This window comes from Castellaniella sp. GW247-6E4, from assembly GCF_040276065.1.
Taxonomy (GTDB): domain Bacteria; phylum Pseudomonadota; class Gammaproteobacteria; order Burkholderiales; family Burkholderiaceae_B; genus Castellaniella.
The window spans coordinates 73,163-89,884 of the sequence record NZ_JBELOI010000003.1 but is presented as its reverse complement, the minus strand read 5'-3'; the positions used below and the strand labels follow the sequence as shown (position 1 = coordinate 89,884).

General features: G+C 66.8%; 14 protein-coding genes, 1 tRNA gene and 1 pseudogene. 12 read left to right on the top strand and 4 right to left on the bottom strand.

From position 1 onward, the window contains the following. Positions 1–2: 2 nt before the first annotated feature. Positions 3–1,757: a PHA/PHB synthase family protein gene (locus ABS761_RS05620; RefSeq protein WP_350407135.1), complete on the bottom strand. Its 1,755-nt coding sequence runs from the start codon at positions 1,755–1,757 to the stop codon at positions 3–5. A gap of 93 nt (positions 1,758–1,850) precedes the next feature. Further along, the gene (locus ABS761_RS05615; protein ID WP_350407134.1) at positions 1,851–4,217 is read right to left on the bottom strand and encodes a Tex family protein; all 2,367 of its coding nucleotides are present in this window, start codon (positions 4,215–4,217) and stop codon (positions 1,851–1,853) included. A 109-nt stretch (positions 4,218–4,326) separates the two neighbouring features. On the opposite strand from ABS761_RS05615, the gene yoaA reads away from it, so the two are divergent. Continuing rightward, positions 4,327–6,327, top strand: coding sequence for a DNA repair helicase YoaA (gene yoaA, locus ABS761_RS05610; protein WP_350407133.1), 2,001 nt, complete (start codon positions 4,327–4,329; stop codon positions 6,325–6,327). 96 nt (positions 6,328–6,423) lie between these two features. On the opposite strand, the gene ABS761_RS05605 is transcribed toward yoaA, so the two are convergent. Further along, entirely contained in the window at positions 6,424–7,215 is a 792-nt protein-coding gene (locus tag ABS761_RS05605; RefSeq protein ID WP_502881391.1) for an outer membrane protein assembly factor BamD, read from the bottom strand. Between the two features lie 103 nt (positions 7,216–7,318). On the opposite strand from ABS761_RS05605, the gene ABS761_RS05600 reads away from it, so the two are divergent. The 10 genes from ABS761_RS05600 (at position 7,319) to ABS761_RS05555 (ending at position 15,938) form a co-directional block, all read left to right on the top strand. Beyond that, entirely contained in the window at positions 7,319–8,278 is a 960-nt protein-coding gene (locus ABS761_RS05600) for an RluA family pseudouridine synthase (protein ID WP_350407131.1), read from the top strand. Between the two features lie 16 nt (positions 8,279–8,294). Then, positions 8,295–9,098: a peptidoglycan editing factor PgeF gene (gene pgeF, locus ABS761_RS05595; RefSeq protein WP_350407130.1), complete on the top strand. Its 804-nt coding sequence runs from the start codon at positions 8,295–8,297 to the stop codon at positions 9,096–9,098. A gap of 60 nt (positions 9,099–9,158) precedes the next feature. Continuing rightward, on the top strand, positions 9,159–10,823 hold the full coding sequence (locus tag ABS761_RS05590; protein ID WP_350407129.1) for a PHA/PHB synthase family protein: 1,665 nt from the start codon (positions 9,159–9,161) through the stop codon (positions 10,821–10,823). 24 nt (positions 10,824–10,847) lie between these two features. Then, positions 10,848–11,585, top strand: coding sequence for an acetoacetyl-CoA reductase (gene phbB / locus ABS761_RS05585; protein WP_350407128.1), 738 nt, complete (start codon positions 10,848–10,850; stop codon positions 11,583–11,585). Positions 11,586–11,593: 8 nt separating this feature from the next. Beyond that, a complete protein-coding gene (phaR, locus tag ABS761_RS05580) occupies positions 11,594–12,166 on the top strand; it encodes a polyhydroxyalkanoate synthesis repressor PhaR (RefSeq protein WP_350407127.1) in 573 nt (190 codons plus the stop codon). 147 nt (positions 12,167–12,313) lie between these two features. Then, a complete protein-coding gene (locus ABS761_RS05575) occupies positions 12,314–12,850 on the top strand; it encodes an iron transporter (RefSeq protein WP_350407126.1) in 537 nt (178 codons plus the stop codon). Between the two features lie 23 nt (positions 12,851–12,873). Next, positions 12,874–13,197: a cupredoxin domain-containing protein gene (locus ABS761_RS05570; protein ID WP_350407270.1), complete on the top strand. Its 324-nt coding sequence runs from the start codon at positions 12,874–12,876 to the stop codon at positions 13,195–13,197. A gap of 18 nt (positions 13,198–13,215) precedes the next feature. Then, on the top strand, positions 13,216–14,073 hold the full coding sequence (locus ABS761_RS05565; protein WP_350407125.1) for an FTR1 family iron permease: 858 nt from the start codon (positions 13,216–13,218) through the stop codon (positions 14,071–14,073). A 58-nt stretch (positions 14,074–14,131) separates the two neighbouring features. Beyond that, complete coding sequence (locus ABS761_RS05560; RefSeq protein ID WP_350407269.1) at positions 14,132–15,544, top strand: 4Fe-4S binding protein; 1,413 nt, start codon at positions 14,132–14,134, stop codon at positions 15,542–15,544. Between the two features lie 256 nt (positions 15,545–15,800). Further along, positions 15,801–15,938, top strand: coding sequence for a hypothetical protein (locus ABS761_RS05555; protein WP_350407123.1), 138 nt, complete (start codon positions 15,801–15,803; stop codon positions 15,936–15,938). On the opposite strand, the gene ABS761_RS05550 is transcribed toward ABS761_RS05555, so the two are convergent. Continuing rightward, a tRNA-Met gene (locus ABS761_RS05550) sits at positions 15,909–15,985 on the bottom strand. The genes ABS761_RS05555 and ABS761_RS05550 overlap by 30 nt on opposite strands. A gap of 75 nt (positions 15,986–16,060) precedes the next feature. Here ABS761_RS05550 and scpB point away from each other — a divergent pair. Beyond that, positions 16,061–16,684: pseudogene (gene scpB, locus ABS761_RS05545) on the top strand (SMC-Scp complex subunit ScpB); the annotation flags it as partial. Positions 16,685–16,722 lie beyond the last annotated feature (38 nt).

Below are 16,722 nucleotides of genomic sequence, written 5' to 3'. Positions count from 1 at the left end.
GTTCAGGACTCCAATACATAGCGGCCGGGCGCGTCGTCCAGGGCCGGCGAGCCGGGTGCCCCCAGGGTCGGCGGCGCTACGCGGCGGCCCGAGCGTTGCGCCAGCCATTGCGACCAGGCGGTCCACCAGGATCCAGCGTGCGCCGACGTCCCGTCCAGCCAGTCGTCGGGCGGCAGGTGGGCATCGCCGGGCTGTCGAGTGCGGATGCGGTATTGGCGCCGGGGGTGGCCGGGTTCGTTGACGATGCCGGCATTGTGCCCGCCGCTGGTCAGCACGAAGCTCAGCTCTCCGGGGTAAAACTGGTGGAGCTTGTAGACCGAGCGCCAGGGGGCGACGTGATCGGTGAGGGTGCCGACGGCGAAAACCGGCCGGCGGATGTCGCCGATCGACACCGGGCGACCGCCCACCGGATAGCGTCCGGCACTCAGGTCGTTGTTCAGATACAGGCGCCGCAGGTACTGGGAATGCATCCGGGCGGGCATGCGGGTCGTATCGGCGTTCCAGGCCATCAGGTCGTTGATGGGGCGCCGCTCGCCCAGCAGGTATTCGTGGAGGATGCGTGACCAGAGCAGGTCGTAGGACCGCAGCATCTGGAAGGCGCCGGCCATTTGGTCGGCGCTGAAGTAGCCCCGGCGCTGCATCTGCGCCTCGAGCATATGGACCTGTGCCTCGTCGATGAACAGGGCGAGCTCCCCCGGTTCGCTGAAGTCCACCTGGGCGGTGAACAGGCTGATGGTGGCCAGTCGATCGTCGCCATCGCGCGCCATGGCCGCCGCCGCGATGGCGAGCAAGGTGCCACCCAGGCAATAGCCGGTCGCGTGGATGCGGCGTTCGGGCAGGATACGCCCGATCATGTCCAGGGCGGCGAAGAATCCGTCCTGCAGATAGTCGTCCATACCCAGTTCCGCGTCCTTGTCGGTGGGGTTCTTCCAGGACAGGCAAAAGACGGTGTATCCCTGATCGCAAAGATAACGCACGAGGGAGTTGTGCGGCGACAGGTCGAGGATGTAGTACTTCATGATCCAGGCCGGCACCAGCAGCACGGGCTCGGGTCGGACTGTCCGGGTCGTCGGGGCATACTGGATCAGCTCGGCCAGGTGGTTGCGGGCCACCACCTGGCCTTGGGTGGCTGCAACGTCCCGGCCCACGCGGAATCGTTCCGCGCCCGCGATGGGCATGCCGGCCTGATGCCGGACGATGTCCTCCAGCAGATACCCGCCGCCGCGCGCAAGATTCATGCCGTGCTCCTTTGCGGTACGGCGCAGGGCGACCGGGTTGGTATGGAGCTGGTTGCCCGGCGACATCATGTCCAACCATTGGCGCGCCCAGAACGACACCTGGTGCAGGTGATGGGGGTCGACGCCTGGTATTTCGGACGTGGCGTCCTCCCACCAGCTCTGGGTCAGCAGAAAGCCCTGGTGCAGCAGGTTATAGGGCCAGCGGCACCAGGCCGGGTCGCTGAAGCGGCGGTCGGTTTCGGGGGGGGTGACGCAGGCTCGGGACGGATCCCCTGCGGTCTTCAGGCAATCGTACAGGTAGCGTGCCAGCTCGCTCTGGTGGGCGACGGCCAGGCGCGCGAGCTCGGTCTGTTTGCCTGGCGAGGCGGCCAGGTGCATCGCCCAGTCCAGCCACGCCAGGCTGAGGGAGGCGGGCGAGAGCGATGCGAAGGCGCGTGCCTGGCTGGCATGGAAATACTGGTCGGTGGCCCGGGCGGCTGCCCGGGCATCAGTGGCACGGTCGGTCGGGGGGGGCGGCATGACGGTTCTCCTTGCCGACCTTTTAACCGATGGTGCGTTTTCCAGTTCTGATACGGATCAATAATTCTGCCGAATGTGTAGTGGGAAATGGGCTCAGCGCTTGCCCTGCATGCGCGCGAAGGCATCGGCCATGGCGCCTTGGGGCGACGCCGTCGGACGCTCGGAATGGCCGCCGCGTTGGCCGGCGCGGGCCGGTTGCCGGGGCTCGGTCGCCCGCGCACCGTCCCCGCGCGCCGCCGGCTCGTCCTTGCGCATGCTCAGCGCGATGCGCTTGCGGGCGGCGTCCACCTCGAGCACCCGCACTTGCACAGTCTGGCCAACCCGCACCACGTCGCGCGGGTCCTTGACGTAGCGGTCGGACAGGGCCGACACGTGCACCAAGCCGTCCTGGTGCACGCCAATATCGACGAAGGCTCCGAAATTGGCGACGTTGCTCACCACGCCCTCGAGCATCATGCCGGGGACGAGGTCCTTGATGTCGTTGATGCCGTCCATGAATCGCGCGGTCTTGAATTCGGGACGCGGGTCGCGCCCGGGCTTTTCGAGCTCGGCAAAGATATCCCGCACCGTCGGCAGGCCGAATCGTTCACTGGTGAAATCGGCGGGCGACAGCCCCTTGAGCGCCTGGGCCTGCCCCATGATCTGGCCGGCCGGCTTGCCGATCCGCGCGAGGATGCGCTCGACCACCGGGTAGGCTTCGGGGTGCACGGCCGAGGCGTCCAGCGGATTGTCCGACGCCGGCACGCGCAGGAACCCGGCCGCCTGCTCGAAGGCCTTGTCGCCAAAGCGCGGCACCTCGCGCAGGGCCTGCCGATTGGGAAAGGCGCCGTGCTGCTCGCGCCAGCCCACGATGTTGCGCGCCAGGGCGGCGTTGAGCCCCGACACCCGCGTCAGCAGCGGCGCCGAGGCGGTGTTGACGTCCACCCCCACAGCGTTGACGCAGTCCTCGACCACGGCATCCAGCGAGCGCGCAAGGTCGCGCTGGTTGACGTCGTGCTGATATTGGCCCACGCCGATGGCCTTGGGCTCGATCTTGACGAGCTCCGCCAGGGGGTCCTGCAGGCGCCTGGCGATTGACACCGCGCCCCGCAGGCTCACGTCCATATCGGGAAACTCCTGGGCGCCGAGCTCCGAGGCGGAATAGACCGAGGCGCCGGCCTCGGAGACCACTGCGCGCTCGAAGCGCAGCTCGGGGTGGCGTTCGCGCAGCAGGCCCGCCAGGCGCTCGGTCTCGCGCGAGGCCGTGCCGTTGCCGATGGCGATCAAGTCGATCCCGTGGCGGCGCACCATGTCGGCCAGCGTGCGCAGGCTGCCTTCGACGTCACGGCGCGGCTCGAAGGGGTAGATGGTGTGCGTTTCGAGCACCTTGCCGGTCGCGTCGATGGCGGCGGCCTTGACTCCGGTACGAATTCCCGGGTCCAGGCCGAGCACGGCCTTGGGGCCGGCCGGCGCGGCCAGCAGCAAGTCCTTGAGATTGGCCGCGAACACGCGGATCGCCTCGGCCTCGGCGGCTTCGCGCAGCCGTCCGACGAGCTCGGTCTCGAAGGCGGTGAGCAGCTTGACCCGCCACGCCCAGCGGCAGACCTCGGCGAGCCAGTGCTGGCGGGCATCGGCTTGGGTGTCGAAGCGGGCATCGATGTCCAGCGTCTCGGCGATGCGCAGGACGCAGGGGTGTGGATTGCGGGCCTCGAGGTCTGGTTCCAGTTCCAGGCGCAGATCCAGGATGCCTTGCTGGCGGCCGCGCAGCAGTGCCAGCGCCCGATGCGATGGCATGGCCCGCAAGGCTTCGCTGAAATCGAACCAGTCGCGGAATTTCTCGCCCTCGGTCTCTTTGCCGGAGACCACGCGGGCGTGGAGCAGGCCCGTTTTCCACAGGTGCTCGCGCAGCGTGTCGAGCAGAGCGGCGTCCTCGGCGAAGCGCTCGGCCAGGATGTCGCGGGCGCCGTTGAGCACGGACTTGGCATCCTCGAAACCCGCCTCGGGGTTCAGATATCCGGCGGCGAGGGCCACCGGGTCGACCGCCGGACCCTCGAGCAGGGCGTCGGCCAGGGGCTCCAGGCCCGCCTCGCGGGCGATCTGGGCACGTGTGCGGCGCTTGGGCTTGAAGGGCGCGTACAAGTCCTCGAGGCGCTGTTTGCTATCGGCCTCGAGGATGCGGGCGCTCAGGTCGGCGTCGAGCTTGCCCTGCTGTTCGATCGAGTCCAGGATCGCGACGCGGCGCGCCTCGAGTTCGCGCAGGTAGATCAGCCGTAGCTCGAGCGCGCGCAGCACCGTGTCGTCCAAGCCGCCGGTGGCCTCCTTGCGGTAGCGCGCGATGAAGGGGACGGTGGCGCCGGAATCGAGCAGTTCGACCGCGGCCGCGACCTGCCCCGCGCGTGCGCCCAATTCCTCGGCAAGCAATCTGAGAATGCGGGCGTCGTCGACGGTCCGGACGGCGGGGGTGGGGCTGATCGTGTTCATGGGTTCATCATAAGGTACGAGCGACAAGGGGCAGATTTTGCCACAAGGCCGCGCCATTGCCGAAATGGCTCGGCTATCATGATCCCCATCCTCCCTCTAGCGCTCAGCCATGTTTCCCCACGAGTTGACCGATGTTTTCGGCCCATCCGGCGCCCTGGCGCGCCATATGCCGGGCTACAGTCCGCGCATCGCCCAGCGCGAGCTCTCGGATGCGATCGGGCGCGCGCTGGCGGACGGCGGCGTGCTGGTGGCCGAGGCGGGCACCGGCACGGGCAAGACCTGGGCCTACCTCGTGCCGGCCTTCCTGTCGGGCGACAAGGTCCTGATTTCAACGGGTACCCGCACCTTGCAGGATCAATTGTTCCGTCGCGACATCCCGCGGCTGCGCGAGGCGTTGGCACTGCCGGTCGACGTGGCGTTGCTCAAGGGCCGCGCCAATTACGTGTGCCATTACCATCTTGACCGCCTGGGCCAGGACGAGCGCGGCCTGAAGTCCGCCGACGAGGTCCGCCAGCTACGCGAAATCCAGCGTTTCACCCGCGAGACCGCCACTGGCGACAAGGCCGAGCTGCCCGCCGTGCCCGAGGGGGCCGATATCTGGAACCGCGCGACCTCCACCCGTGAGAATTGCCTGGGGCAAGAGTGCCCCTTCGTGCGGGACTGCTTCCTGCTCAAGGCCCGCCGCCATGCTCAGGAGGCCGATGTGGTGGTGGTCAATCATGCGCTGTTCATGGCGGATCTCGCCTTGCGCGAGGAGGGCGTCACCGACTTGCTGCCCGAGGCCCGCATGGTGGTCTTCGACGAGGCTCATCAGTTGCCCGATACGGCCACGCGCTTTCTGGGACAAGCGGTCTCCGTGCACCAGGTGCTGGACTGCGCGCGTGCGATGGAGGCCGCAGGTCTGGCGCATGCCCGCGAGGCGACACCCTGGAGCGAGGCCGCGCGGCGCCTCGAGGGCGCGGCGCGCGAGCTGCGGCTCGCCGCCGCGCCGGTGGCGCTCATGCCCGGCGCACGGGCAACCTTCCAGTCGATTCCCGAGGCCGAGGCTTTCGATGAAAAGCTCGACGCTCTGATCGAGGCGCTGGACGATGCCGCGCGGCGCCTGCAGTCGCAGGAGGATCGCCATCCCGACCTCGCGGCCGCGGCCCGCACGGCCGAAGGCCTGCTCGGACGCTTGCAGCAGTGGCGCCTGCCCGCACGCGGCGAGGCGGCCCCCGAAGGCGAGGCCGCGGTGCGCTGGGTCGAGCTTGGGAACCAATCCCTGCGCTTGCAACGCGCGCCCTTGTCGGTGGCACGGATCTTTTCAGGCTTCCGGCGTCCGGGACAGACCTGGGTGCTGACCTCGGCCACGCTCTCGGTTCAGGGGGATTTCGGACATTTCCTGCGCCAGCTCGGCCTGGAGGACGCGGTGACCGACCACTGGACCTCGCCGTTCGATTACCCGGCGCGCGCCCTGCTGTACGTACCCCGGGGCTTGCCCTGGCCCGGGGATCCCCAGTTCGTCGATGCCTTCGCCCGGGCCTTGCTGCCGCTGGTCGATGCCTGTCCGGGTGGGGTGCTGGTGCTGTGCACGACCCTGCGAGCGGTGGATCGGGTCGCCGACGTGCTGGCGCGGCATCTCGCCGAATGCGCGTCGACGCGCCCGGTCATGCGCCAGGGTGAGGTCTCCCGCGGACTGCTGCTCGAGCGTTTCCGCCGGGCAGGCGATGCGGTGCTGGTTGGCAGCGCCAGTTTCTGGGAGGGCATCGATGTGCCCGGCGATGCCCTCACGCTGGTGGCTATCGACAAGCTGCCCTTCGCACCGCCCGACGATCCGGTCATCGAGGCGCGCCTGAACGCCTGCCGGGCCGAGGGCGGCAATCCGTTCATGGAATATCAACTGCCCCAAGCCGCGCTGGTCCTCAAGCAAGGGGCCGGCCGCCTGATCCGTTCCGAGGCGGACTGGGGGGTGCTGATGGTTGGCGATGGCCGGCTGGTCGACAAACCCTACGGTCGCCGCCTGTGGCGCGGCCTGCCGCCGTTCGCCCGCACGCGCGAGGCGGCGCAGGCGTGCGAGTTTTTGGCAAGTCCTCCCGCGCAGGCGGCCGAGGAGGGCTCGGCAAGCGGCTAGTGCCCTGTTCGGTTTCAGAGTCGGCGTCCGCGCTGCCCACCCCGTGTTGCAAAGTCCATCGATGGCAGCAAGCCCGCCGATTGAGCGGGCCTGGCCTCAGAACCAGTTGATCGGGTTCCAGTAATTGACGGACTCGTCCAGGCCCTGGGCGTAGTACTTGCTGTTGGGGAAGTTCTGGTCGAGGACCCGCTTGGCGTCGTCGCGCAGCGTGTCCAGGCCCAGCTTGTCATAGCTGATCATCATCAGGTAGAGGGCCTTTTCCACGATCGGCGCGCCCTCGAAATCCGTGATCACGGTCTGCGCGCGGTTGGCCGCCGCGACGTAGGCGCCGCGCTGGTAGTAATACTCGGCGACGTGCACCTCGTTTTCGGCGATGGTGTTCACCAGCCAGGCGACGCGCTTGCGGGCATCGGGGGTGTAGCGGCTGTCGGGATAGCGCTTGATCAGCTCGTTGAAGGCCTCATAGGACGCGCGCAGCCCCTTGGGGTCGCGCTCGGCTGGATCCTGGCGCGTGATGTTCGATAGCACCGCGCTGGGCGGGGTGAAGGTCAGCATGCCCTTGAGGTACAGCATGTAGTCGGTGCCTGGGTGGTTGGGGTATTGCTGCATGAAACGGTCGATCGCCGCCTTGGCCTGCTCGGGCTCCTCGTCCTTCCAGTTGACGTAGGCCTGGTCGATCAGCGCCTGCTGGGCATAGATGCCGAACGGATAGCGTGCCTCGAGGGCTTCGAGGTTTTGGCGGGCTTCGGTCCAGCGGCCACCGCTCATGTCCTCGCGCGACTGCTGGTACAGGCGCTCGGCGCTCCAGCCCGCGGTCGGATCGACATTTCCCTTGGTCGAGCTGCAGCCCGCCGCGAGCGCCAGGGCGAGAAAAGCGATGGCCGCCAGCGCGCGCCGCGCGATGGCATTGAAACGAAGCGTGTCGCAGAGGATCACAGGGCATCCTTGATCAGGGTGTTAGCATTGCTGGCAGATTATATGATTTGTCGACATGTCTGACACGGATATCGAAACCGAGGACTTCGAAGCGCCGCCGCCCGAGGAGTTCGAGCTGCCGTTTACGGCGCTGGCCGACCGCCTGGACAAGGTGCTGGCTCGCCTGATGCCGCAGCATTCTCGCAGCCGACTGCAGGCCTGGATCGACGAGGGCCACGTGCGCATCAATGGACAGGCGGCGCGCGTGCGCGCCAAGGCGGGACCCGGCGACCGGATCCAGGTCTGGCCGCAGCCCGCGCCCGAGGCGATGGCGTTCATCGCCGAGGCGGTCGAATTCCGGGTGGTCGGCGAGGGCGCCGATTGGATCGTGATCGACAAGCCGGCGGGACTGGTGACGCATCCGGGGGCGGGGAACTGGCATGGCACGCTGCTCAATGGTTTGCTCCATCGATATCCAGAGCTCGCCCGCGTGGCGCGGGCCGGAATCGTGCATCGCCTGGACAAGGACACCTCGGGCCTGCTGGTGGTCGCCCGCAACGAGATTGCCCAGACCCATCTGGTGCGCCAGTTGCAGGCTCGCAGCGTCAAGCGCGAATACCTCGCGCTGGTGCATGGCTGGCCGGATCCCGAGGGCACCGTGGACCTGGCGATCGGCCGCGACGCGCGGGTGCCGGTGCGCATGAGCGCTCAGCATCCGATCGCGCCCAAGCCCGCGGTCACCCATTATCGGACCCTGGGCCGCGGGCATGCCGGGCCGGCGCCGGTGGCCGAGATGGCCTGCCGCCTCGAGACCGGGCGCACCCACCAGATCCGCGTGCACATGGCCAGTTTGCGCCATCCCTTGTTGGGCGACACGGTATACGGGGGCGCGGCGCTGGCAGGCGCGGCCCGCCAGATGCTGCATGCGCGCGCCTTGAGTTTCCAGGATCCGGCCTCGGGCGAGTGGCTGGCGTTCGAAGCCTGTGCGCCCGCAGACTTCATGGCGGTGCGTGCGGCGATCCAGTGGCAATCGTGAGGAGGCTCCAGACATCATGACCACGGCGTATGCGGATTCGGCCATCGAGCGCGTGACCGGCCAGCCCTGGCCCGGCGTGCATTATTTCTGCAGTACGCGGGCCGGGGGAGGCAGCGCACCGCCCTGGGACGGCCTGAACCTCGGGCTGCACGTGGGCGATGCGCCACGGGATGTCCTGCGTAATCGCGCCTTGCTGGGCAGCCTCCTGCCGGCCGAACCCCTATGGCTTGATCAGGTGCACGGCACCGAGGTCTGCGATGCCGACGCCTGGGGCGGCGATGCGCCGCCCAGGGCCGATGCGGCGGTCACGACGCGGCCCGATCGTCCATTGATCATCATGACCGCGGATTGCCTGCCCGTGGTGCTGGCCGATGCCGGGGGCGGCGTGCTGGGCGTCGCGCATGCGGGCTGGCGCGGGCTGGCGGCCGGCGTGCTGGAGAACACCCTCGAGCGGATGCGTCCGCGGGCGCCGCGCGACAGCCGCTGGCACGCCTGGATCGGTCCGGCGATCGGCCAGGCGAGCTTCGAGGTCGGGCCCGAGGTGCGCGAGGCATTCACCGGACCTGACCCGTCGACGGCTGCATTCTTTAACGCGCGGCCTGGCAGCGATCGCTGGCTGGCCGACTTGCCGGCGATTGCGAGCCACCGTCTGCGGGCCGCGGGTGTCGAGCAGATCGAGAGCAGCCACCTTTGCACGTATCGCGATGCGCAGCGCTTCTATTCCTATCGGCGCGCCGCGCGTACGGGCCGGCAGGCAACGGTTGCGTGGCTGGCGCCGCGTCCCGCGCATGGCGCCGCTGAAACGACGCATGAACACTAGCGACTTACCCTGATTGACACGATTTGTCAGAATGGCCATGATCGTTTGCAATGGACGGTCATGCGTGACCGGACTCAGGCAGGGGGAATTTCAGTGGGTGAGCGCAATCAGTTTCCAGGGCAGGTGCCGCAGGGCATTTCGCCCGACCGCCTCGCCCGGATCCAGGCCGATTATCTGCGGGAATGCCAGGCCCTGTTCGAGGGGCTGCGCGAGGGGACGCTGGACGTGCCTGATGACCGCCGGTTCTCCTCGCCAGCCTGGGCCGACACCCCCCAGAGCCTGTTTGCCGCACATGCCTACTTGATCGGCGCCCGCGCTCTGCGGCAAATGGCCGATGCCGCCGAGCTGTCCCTGGACGAACGCCAGCGCCTGCAGTTCGCGATCATGCAATGGACCGAGGCCGCCTCGCCGGCCAATTACTTGGCCACCAACCCCGAGGCCCTCGAGGCCCTGCGGCGCACGCAGGGCGAATCGCTGCGCAAGGGCCTGCAAAACCTGGTCGAGGATCTGCAAAAAGGCCGCATCAGCCAGACTGACGAATCCGCGTTCACCCTGGGCGAGAACATCGCCGCGACGCCCGGCGCGGTGGTCTTCCAGAACCCCTTGATGCAGGTGATCCAGTATCGCCCGCTGGCATCGCAGGTGCATGCGCGCCCGCTGCTCATGGTGCCGCCGTGCATCAACAAGTTCTACATCCTCGATCTGCAGGCCGACAACTCGTTCGTGCGTCACGCCCTCGAGGCCGGATTCAGCGTCTACATGATTTCGTGGCGCAATCCGCTGGCCACCGATACGGACGGCATCGATCAGGCGAGCTGGGACGACTACATACAGGATGGCGTCCTGCGGGCCATCGAGGTGGTGCGCGCCATCAGCGGCCAAGCGCAGATCAACGCCCTCGGGTTTTGTGTCGGCGGGACCCTGCTCGCCAGCACGCTGGCCCTGGCCAAGGCGCGCGGCGAGGACCCGGTGGCCGCGTTGACGTTGCTCACGACTTTCCTCGACTTTGCCGACACCGGCATTCTCGATGTGTTCGTCGACGAATGCCACGCGCGCGCGCGCGAACGGCAATTCGGCCTCGGCGGCTTGATGACCGCGCGCGAGCTGGGCACGACATTCTCGTTTCTCAGGCCCGCCGAACTCGTCTGGAACTACGTCGCTTCCAACTACATGATGGGCGAGGCCCCACGGGCCTTCGACCTGCTGGCCTGGAATGCCGACGGCACGAATCTGCCGGGTCCGTTCTTCGCCTGGTATTTCCGGAACACCTACCTGGAAAACCGCCTCAAGACCCCGGGCGCAGTCCTGATCGGCGGCCAGCCAATCGATCTGGGCGCTTTGCGCATGCCGACCTATCTGTACGCCTCGCGCGAGGACCATATCGTTCCCTGGACCTCGGCCTACGCGTCCCGCCGCGTGCTGCGCGGCGCCACGCGTTTCGTGTTGGGCGAGTCGGGCCATATCGCCGGGGTGATCAATCCGCCCGCGCGCGGGCGCCGAGGCTACTGGGCGTATGATGAGGGGGATCGCCGCGAGGGGGCGACCGATGCCGATGCGTGGCTGCGGGACGCCCCTCGGCATTCGGGTAGCTGGTGGCCCGATTGGCTCGGCTGGCTGGCCGGCCACTCCGGTGGCAAGGCCCGTTCCAAGGGCACGCTCGGCAATCGTCGATACAGAACTCTCGAGCCCGCGCCAGGGCATTATGTGAGGGTACGCGCGGCGTGAGCGCGTCAACAACAGGAGATTCTCATGAGCGGGAAACTGGCTTACGTCACGGGGGGCATGGGGGGGATCGGCACGTCGATATGCCAGCGCCTGGCCAAGGAGGGGTTCACCGTGGTGGCGGGCTGCGGCCCCAGCCGGGATCATGCCAAGTGGATCGGCGAGCAAGCCGCGCTGGGCTACAAGTTCCATGCCTCGGTCGGCAACGTATCCGATTGGGACTCGACGGTGCAGGCCTTTGCGCAGATCAAAGAACAATTCGGCCCGATCGACGTGCTCGTCAACAATGCCGGCATCACGCGCGACGGGGTCTTTCGCAAGATGGGGCTCGAGGACTGGCGCACGGTCATCGACACCAACCTCAACAGCCTGTTCAACGTGACCAAGCAGGTCATTGACGACATGGTCGATCGCCAGTGGGGGAGGGTGGTCAACATCAGTTCGGTCAATGGCCAGAAGGGCCAGTTCGGCCAAACCAACTATTCCACCGCCAAGGCCGGGATCCATGGGTTCACCGTGGCGCTGGCCCAGGAGGTCGCCAGCAAGGGCGTCACGGTCAACACAGTGTCGCCGGGCTACATCGGGACCGACATGGTGCGCGCCATCCGGCCTGACGTTCTCGAGAAGATCGTCGCTACGATCCCGGTCAAACGCCTGGGCACCCCCGAGGAGATCGGGGCTATCGTGGCGTGGTTGGCGTCGGATGATTCAGGCTTTGCCACCGGGGCGGACTTTTCGCTCAATGGCGGCCTGCACATGGGGTGATGCGCAAAATGGCCCAACAGACTTCCAAGACCGTGCGCCTGATCAAGAAATACCCCAACCGCAGGCTCTACGACACCCAGTCCAGCGCCTACATCACGCTCGCGGATGTCAAGGAGCTCGTCCTCGGCAGCGAAGAGTTCCAGGTCGTGGACGCGAAGTCCGGCGAGGACCTGACGCGCAGCATCCTGCTGCAAATCATCCTCGAGGAGGAATCGGGCGGGGTTCCGATGTTCTCGGCGACGGCCTTGTCGCAGATCATCCGGTTCTATGGTCACGCCATGCAGGGTGTCATGGGGTCGTTCCTGGAAAAGAACATCCAGGTCCTCATGGATATCCAGGATCGGATGGCCGAACAGTCCCAGGGCTTGTACAAGCAGCAGTTCGGTCCCGAGGTCTGGGCCCAGCTCATGAATGTGCAGACGCCGGCGCTGCAAAACATGATGAACAGCTACATCGAGCAGAGCCGCAACCTGTTCGTGCAGATGCAGGACCAGATGCAGGACCAGACCCGCAGCATGTTCTCGGTCTTTCCCTTCGGCGAGGCCGATGCCGAGGCCTCGGCCAAGCGCAAAAAGAAGTGAAACGCGCCGCGCCCAATCTTGGTTAGGGCTTGGATGATCCGCCTTCGGGCGGATTTTTTTTGAATCATGGGTCGTCGAACGCCTAGTCTCGGTGATATAGTAACGAGAATCAATCTTGTTATATTTATCCGAAAGGAGGCTCTGCCGATGGTCAAGCAATGGCTCGTGGCGTTCGCGGGATTGGGGCTGGCAGCCTCGGCCGTGGCCGCTGAATATCCCATCGGCGAACCGGCCGAGGTCAACGGCCTGGAGATCGCCGCCGTGTATCTGCAGCCCGTCGAAATGGAGCCCGCAGGCATGATGCGCGAGGCCCGGGATTCCGACATCCACCTCGAGGCCGACATCCATGCGACCGCCGACAACAAGAACGGCCTGCCCGAAGGGGCGTGGGCGCCCTATCTGAACATCCAGTACGAGCTGCGCAAGCAGGGCAGCGACAAGGTGCAAAAGGGCGATCTCATGCCCATGGTTGCCAACGATGGCCCGCACTACGGCGACAACGTCAAGCTCGAAGGACCTGGCAAGTACAACCTGACGTTCGTCATCGGCTCGCCGGAAACGGCCCCGATGAACCATTTCGGCCGCCACGTGGATAAAGAAACCGGCGTCGCGCCATGGTTCAAGACTTTCGAGACGCATTATGAGTTCGTCTATGCCGGAACCGGCAAGAAAGGCGGCTATTGATGAGTGCTCGGCTCGTCGCCTGGATGTGCGCGCTGGCCCTCGGGTTCGGCGCGACGGTGATGGTGCGGGCCGACGAGTTGCCCACGTACACGCTGACCTTCAAGGCCGACGGCACATTCGAGCCGGCGCGCCTCGAGGTGCCGGCGGGGCGGTTCAAGATCGTCCTGGTCAATGAAAGCACGGAGGCGGTGGAATTCGAGAGCCTGCCGTTGCGCAAGGAAAAAGTGCTGGGCCCGGGGGTCAAGTCCTTCGTCGTGCTCAAGCTCTCCCGGCCGGGCGAGTACCCGTTCTTCGATGACTTCCATCCCGAGGTCAAGGGAACGCTGGTCGTGACGTCTTCTCCTTGAAACATTGCCCTCTTCATCATGGAACAAGTCGGTTTCATCGTTTGGCGTGAGAGTGTGGAGGCCCTGCTGGTCGTGGGCATTCTGTATGCCTGGCTGCGCAGCGATCCCGCGGGCCGCCGCGGCCTGCCCTGGCTATGGGGGGGAGTCGCCTGTGGCCTGGCGTTGGCGGGGCTGCTGGCGCTCGTCCTGCTGGGCATGGCCTCGTGGCTCTCGGACACCGGCCAGGAATGGTTCCAGGCGATCATGGCCCTGGTGGCCTGCGTCCTAGTGGTCCAGATGGTCGCCTGGATGCGCGCGCACGGCCGGGGCCTGAAGCACGACCTCGAGGCCGGCGCGGGCTCGATGATCCGCCGGGATCGCTGGTGGGGTTTGCTCGCCCTAGTCATGATCGCCGTGGCGCGCGAGGGCAGCGAAACGGTCGTGTTCCTCTACGGCGCCATCCTGTCATCCCAGGACGAGGGGCGCTCCGCATCAATGGTGCTCGCGGGCCTTGTCGGATTTGGCGCTGCGCTGCTGACGTTCTGGGTCCTGCAGCTCGGCGGCCGGCTGATCACCTGGCGGCGCTTCTTCAAGCTGACCGAGGCCCTGCTGCTGTTGCTCGCGGGCGCCTTGCTGGTGTCGGCCACCGACCGGCTGATTTCGCTCGAGGTCCTGCCCGCCCTGATCGATCCGGTCTGGAATACCTCGTGGCTGCTGGGCACCGAGGGTGGCCTGGGCAAGGTGCTGGCGGATTTCGCCGGGTATCGCGCCTATCCCGCCCTGTCGCAGGTCCTGATCTGGCTGGCCTACTGGGTGGTCGCGATCGGTACGCTGCGCCGCGCCTCCCGCCCGGCCGTGCCGGCGGCGGGTGTCTCCATCGGTGATTCAGCGGCATAACTTCGCCGAGCCGGACCCGGCCAATGCCGGGCCCGCCGGCTGCGATTAGCGAACGATGATGGCTTATACGTTTCGTTCCCGCGTAGCGCGCGCGGGGGGTTTCCTCAGGGATCACCAGCGGGCGATCCGCAGGCTGCAATGGGTGATCGTCGGAGTCTACGTCTTTCTGCTGGTGGTGCCGGCCCTGATGACGCTGCCGGATCGCACGGCCTCCGTTTTCAACAATCTGACGGTCTTGGCGCAGTTTGCCTTCTGGGGAATTTGGTGGCCGTTCGTCCTGGTGTCGATTCCCCTGTTCGGCCGGGCCTGGTGCGGCCTGTTCTGTCCCGAGGGCGCCTTGACCGAGTGGGCGAGCGGACACGGGCGCGGCGGCGCCATCCCGCATTGGATGCGCTGGGGCGGCTGGCCTTTCGTGGCGTTCGCCTTGACCACGGTCTACGGGCAATTGGTCAGCGTCTATCAATACCCGTGGGCGGTGGCCGCCGTGCTGGGCGGTTCGACCGTCGCCGCCATGATCGTCGGCTGGCTGTACGGGCGCGAGAAACGGGTCTGGTGCAAATACCTCTGCCCGGTCAGCGGCGTGTTCAATCTGCTCGCGAAGCTCGCGCCCTGGTACTACCGCGTCGATCCGCAGGCCTGGCGCCAGCCGGTGCGTCGGATCGAGTCCATCAACTGCGCGCCCTTGCTGCCCTTGCGCAACATGAAGGGCGCCGCCGAGTGCCACATGTGTGGACGCTGCAGCGACTATCGCGGCGCGATCACCCTGAGTCCGCGTTCGCCCGAGTCCGAGATCATGCACGTCGCCGAGGGCGATGGCTGGCAGACCACGCTGATCGTGTTCGGCCTGATGGGCCTGGCAGTCGGCGCCTTTCTCTGGAGCGCCAGCCCCTGGTTCGTGACGATCAAACAGGCGGCGGCGACCTGGCTGGTCGAGCGCGACATCTACTGGCCGCTGGCGCAGAATGCGCCCTGGTTCCTGCTGACGCATTACCCCGAAGTCAACGACAGCTTCAGCTGGCTCGATGGCGCGGTCATCCTCCTGTTCATCGCGGGTGCGGCGCTGTGCGTGGGCGGCCCGGCCTTCCTTGGCCTGTGGCTGGCCGATCGGGCGCTGCCCGCCTGGCGGCGTCCGGGCGTACTGGATGCGTCCGGGCGCCTGCTGCGCAGCCGCCTCGCGGGTGTGCACAAGCTCGCGCAGGGGCTGATTCCGGCGGGTGGGGCCGGGGTGTTCCTGGGCTTGTCGGCAACCACGCTGACTCTGCTGCAGCACGAGGGTGTCCCGACCGGCTGGGCCAATCCCGCGCGCTTCCTCCTGCTCGGCCTGGCCTTGGCCTGGACCCTGCGCTTCGAGTGGCGGCTCGCGGGGCTGCGCTGCCGGCGCCCATCCGTCCGGGTGGCCGCCGTCGGCCTGGTGGGGCTGGGCCTGGCGCCGTTCTGTGTGGCCTGGGCCCTGTTTTTCGTGGTGTGGTAGCGCCGCATCGCACTATTGCAATGTCGTGTGGCGGATGTTGTAATAGCGGCACTCTCCAGGCGCATCGCGCGCCGAGTTCCAGGACGATGCGGGTGTGGTTTCGGCGGCCCGCGGCCTCGATGCCCCGTTCGTCCGCCCGCCGCATCGGCAGGCCCGTTTCCAGGCCCATTTTCTTTCCGGCGTTTTTCGCGGACTTTGCTCTCGGAATATTCGCTATGCCCGGTGCTTTGCGCGCTGCGGCAGATCGATCCGAATCATGATCGATGGCCTGGGTTTCGAGCATTGCAGGGCTTGGGGCGGCCGCGATTGGGGCCGCCAAGGAAAAAGGCCATTTGCATTGGCAAATGGCCTTGATCCGGAAAGCTGGTTGCGGGGACAGGATTTGAACCTGTGACCTTCGGGTTATGAGCCCGACGAGCTGCCAGACTGCTCCACCCCGCGTCTGGAAGAGAGAATAATAGCAAGTATCGTGAATCCAAGCAAGTAGGCAAGCAACAAACATGAGTTCAAGATAAAATGGCGGACACAGAAGTCTTGCGTGTACTCGAAGCGGCGCTGTTGTGCGCGGACGAACCCCTGGCGGTATCCGATTTGCGCAAGCTCTTCGACGATGCGGTCGAGGGCGACGATATACGCCGCCACCTGGCGACCCTGCAGATGGATTGGCGGGAACGTGGCCTCGAACTGGTTCAGCTCGCCGGGGGATGGCGCTTCCAGAGTCGTCCGGACATGCAGCGCTACCTCGGCCGGCTCAACCCTGAAAAGCCTCCGCGCTATTCGCGCGCCGTGCTCGAGACCCTGGCGATCATTGCCTGGCGCCAGCCGGTGACGCGTGGCGACATCGAGGATGTGCGCGGGGTCACGGTATCGGCGCAGATCGTTCGCACGCTCGAGGATCGCGGCTGGATCGAGGTCCTCGGGCATCGCGATGCGCCGGGGCGCCCGGCGCTATTCGGCACGACTCGACGTTTCCTGGACGATCTGGGCCTGCGGGCGCTCGACGAGTTGCCGGCGCTCGAATCCGGACAAGAGCACGAGGTCCTGAGCATCTTGAATCTCGAGCCGGATGCGTCGGCCGACGTGCCGGGCACCGAGCCCGCGGGCCGGCCAGCCGAGGAATCGACCGCCGCGCAGACCGAATGAGCCGGATGCCCGGACCAATCGATTATCCGAATTAC

Excerpts from the sequence above, each read along its gene's own strand:
- ABS761_RS05620 (WP_350407135.1), bottom strand. The coding sequence starts at position 1,757 with ATGCCGCCCCCCCCGACCGACCGTGCCACTGATGCCCGGGCAGCCGCC.
- ABS761_RS05615 (WP_350407134.1), bottom strand. The coding sequence starts at position 4,217 with ATGAACACGATCAGCCCCACCCCCGCCGTCCGGACCGTCGACGACGCC.
- yoaA (WP_350407133.1), top strand. The coding sequence starts at position 4,327 with ATGTTTCCCCACGAGTTGACCGATGTTTTCGGCCCATCCGGCGCCCTG.
- ABS761_RS05600 (WP_350407131.1), top strand. The coding sequence starts at position 7,319 with ATGTCTGACACGGATATCGAAACCGAGGACTTCGAAGCGCCGCCGCCC.
- pgeF (WP_350407130.1), top strand. The coding sequence starts at position 8,295 with ATGACCACGGCGTATGCGGATTCGGCCATCGAGCGCGTGACCGGCCAG.
- ABS761_RS05590 (WP_350407129.1), top strand. The coding sequence starts at position 9,159 with ATGCGTGACCGGACTCAGGCAGGGGGAATTTCAGTGGGTGAGCGCAAT.
- phbB (WP_350407128.1), top strand. The coding sequence starts at position 10,848 with ATGAGCGGGAAACTGGCTTACGTCACGGGGGGCATGGGGGGGATCGGC.
- phaR (WP_350407127.1), top strand. The coding sequence starts at position 11,594 with ATGGCCCAACAGACTTCCAAGACCGTGCGCCTGATCAAGAAATACCCC.
- ABS761_RS05575 (WP_350407126.1), top strand. The coding sequence starts at position 12,314 with ATGGTCAAGCAATGGCTCGTGGCGTTCGCGGGATTGGGGCTGGCAGCC.
- ABS761_RS05570 (WP_350407270.1), top strand. The coding sequence starts at position 12,874 with ATGTGCGCGCTGGCCCTCGGGTTCGGCGCGACGGTGATGGTGCGGGCC.
- ABS761_RS05565 (WP_350407125.1), top strand. The coding sequence starts at position 13,216 with ATGGAACAAGTCGGTTTCATCGTTTGGCGTGAGAGTGTGGAGGCCCTG.
- ABS761_RS05560 (WP_350407269.1), top strand. The coding sequence starts at position 14,132 with ATGGCTTATACGTTTCGTTCCCGCGTAGCGCGCGCGGGGGGTTTCCTC.
- ABS761_RS05555 (WP_350407123.1), top strand. The coding sequence starts at position 15,801 with ATGATCGATGGCCTGGGTTTCGAGCATTGCAGGGCTTGGGGCGGCCGC.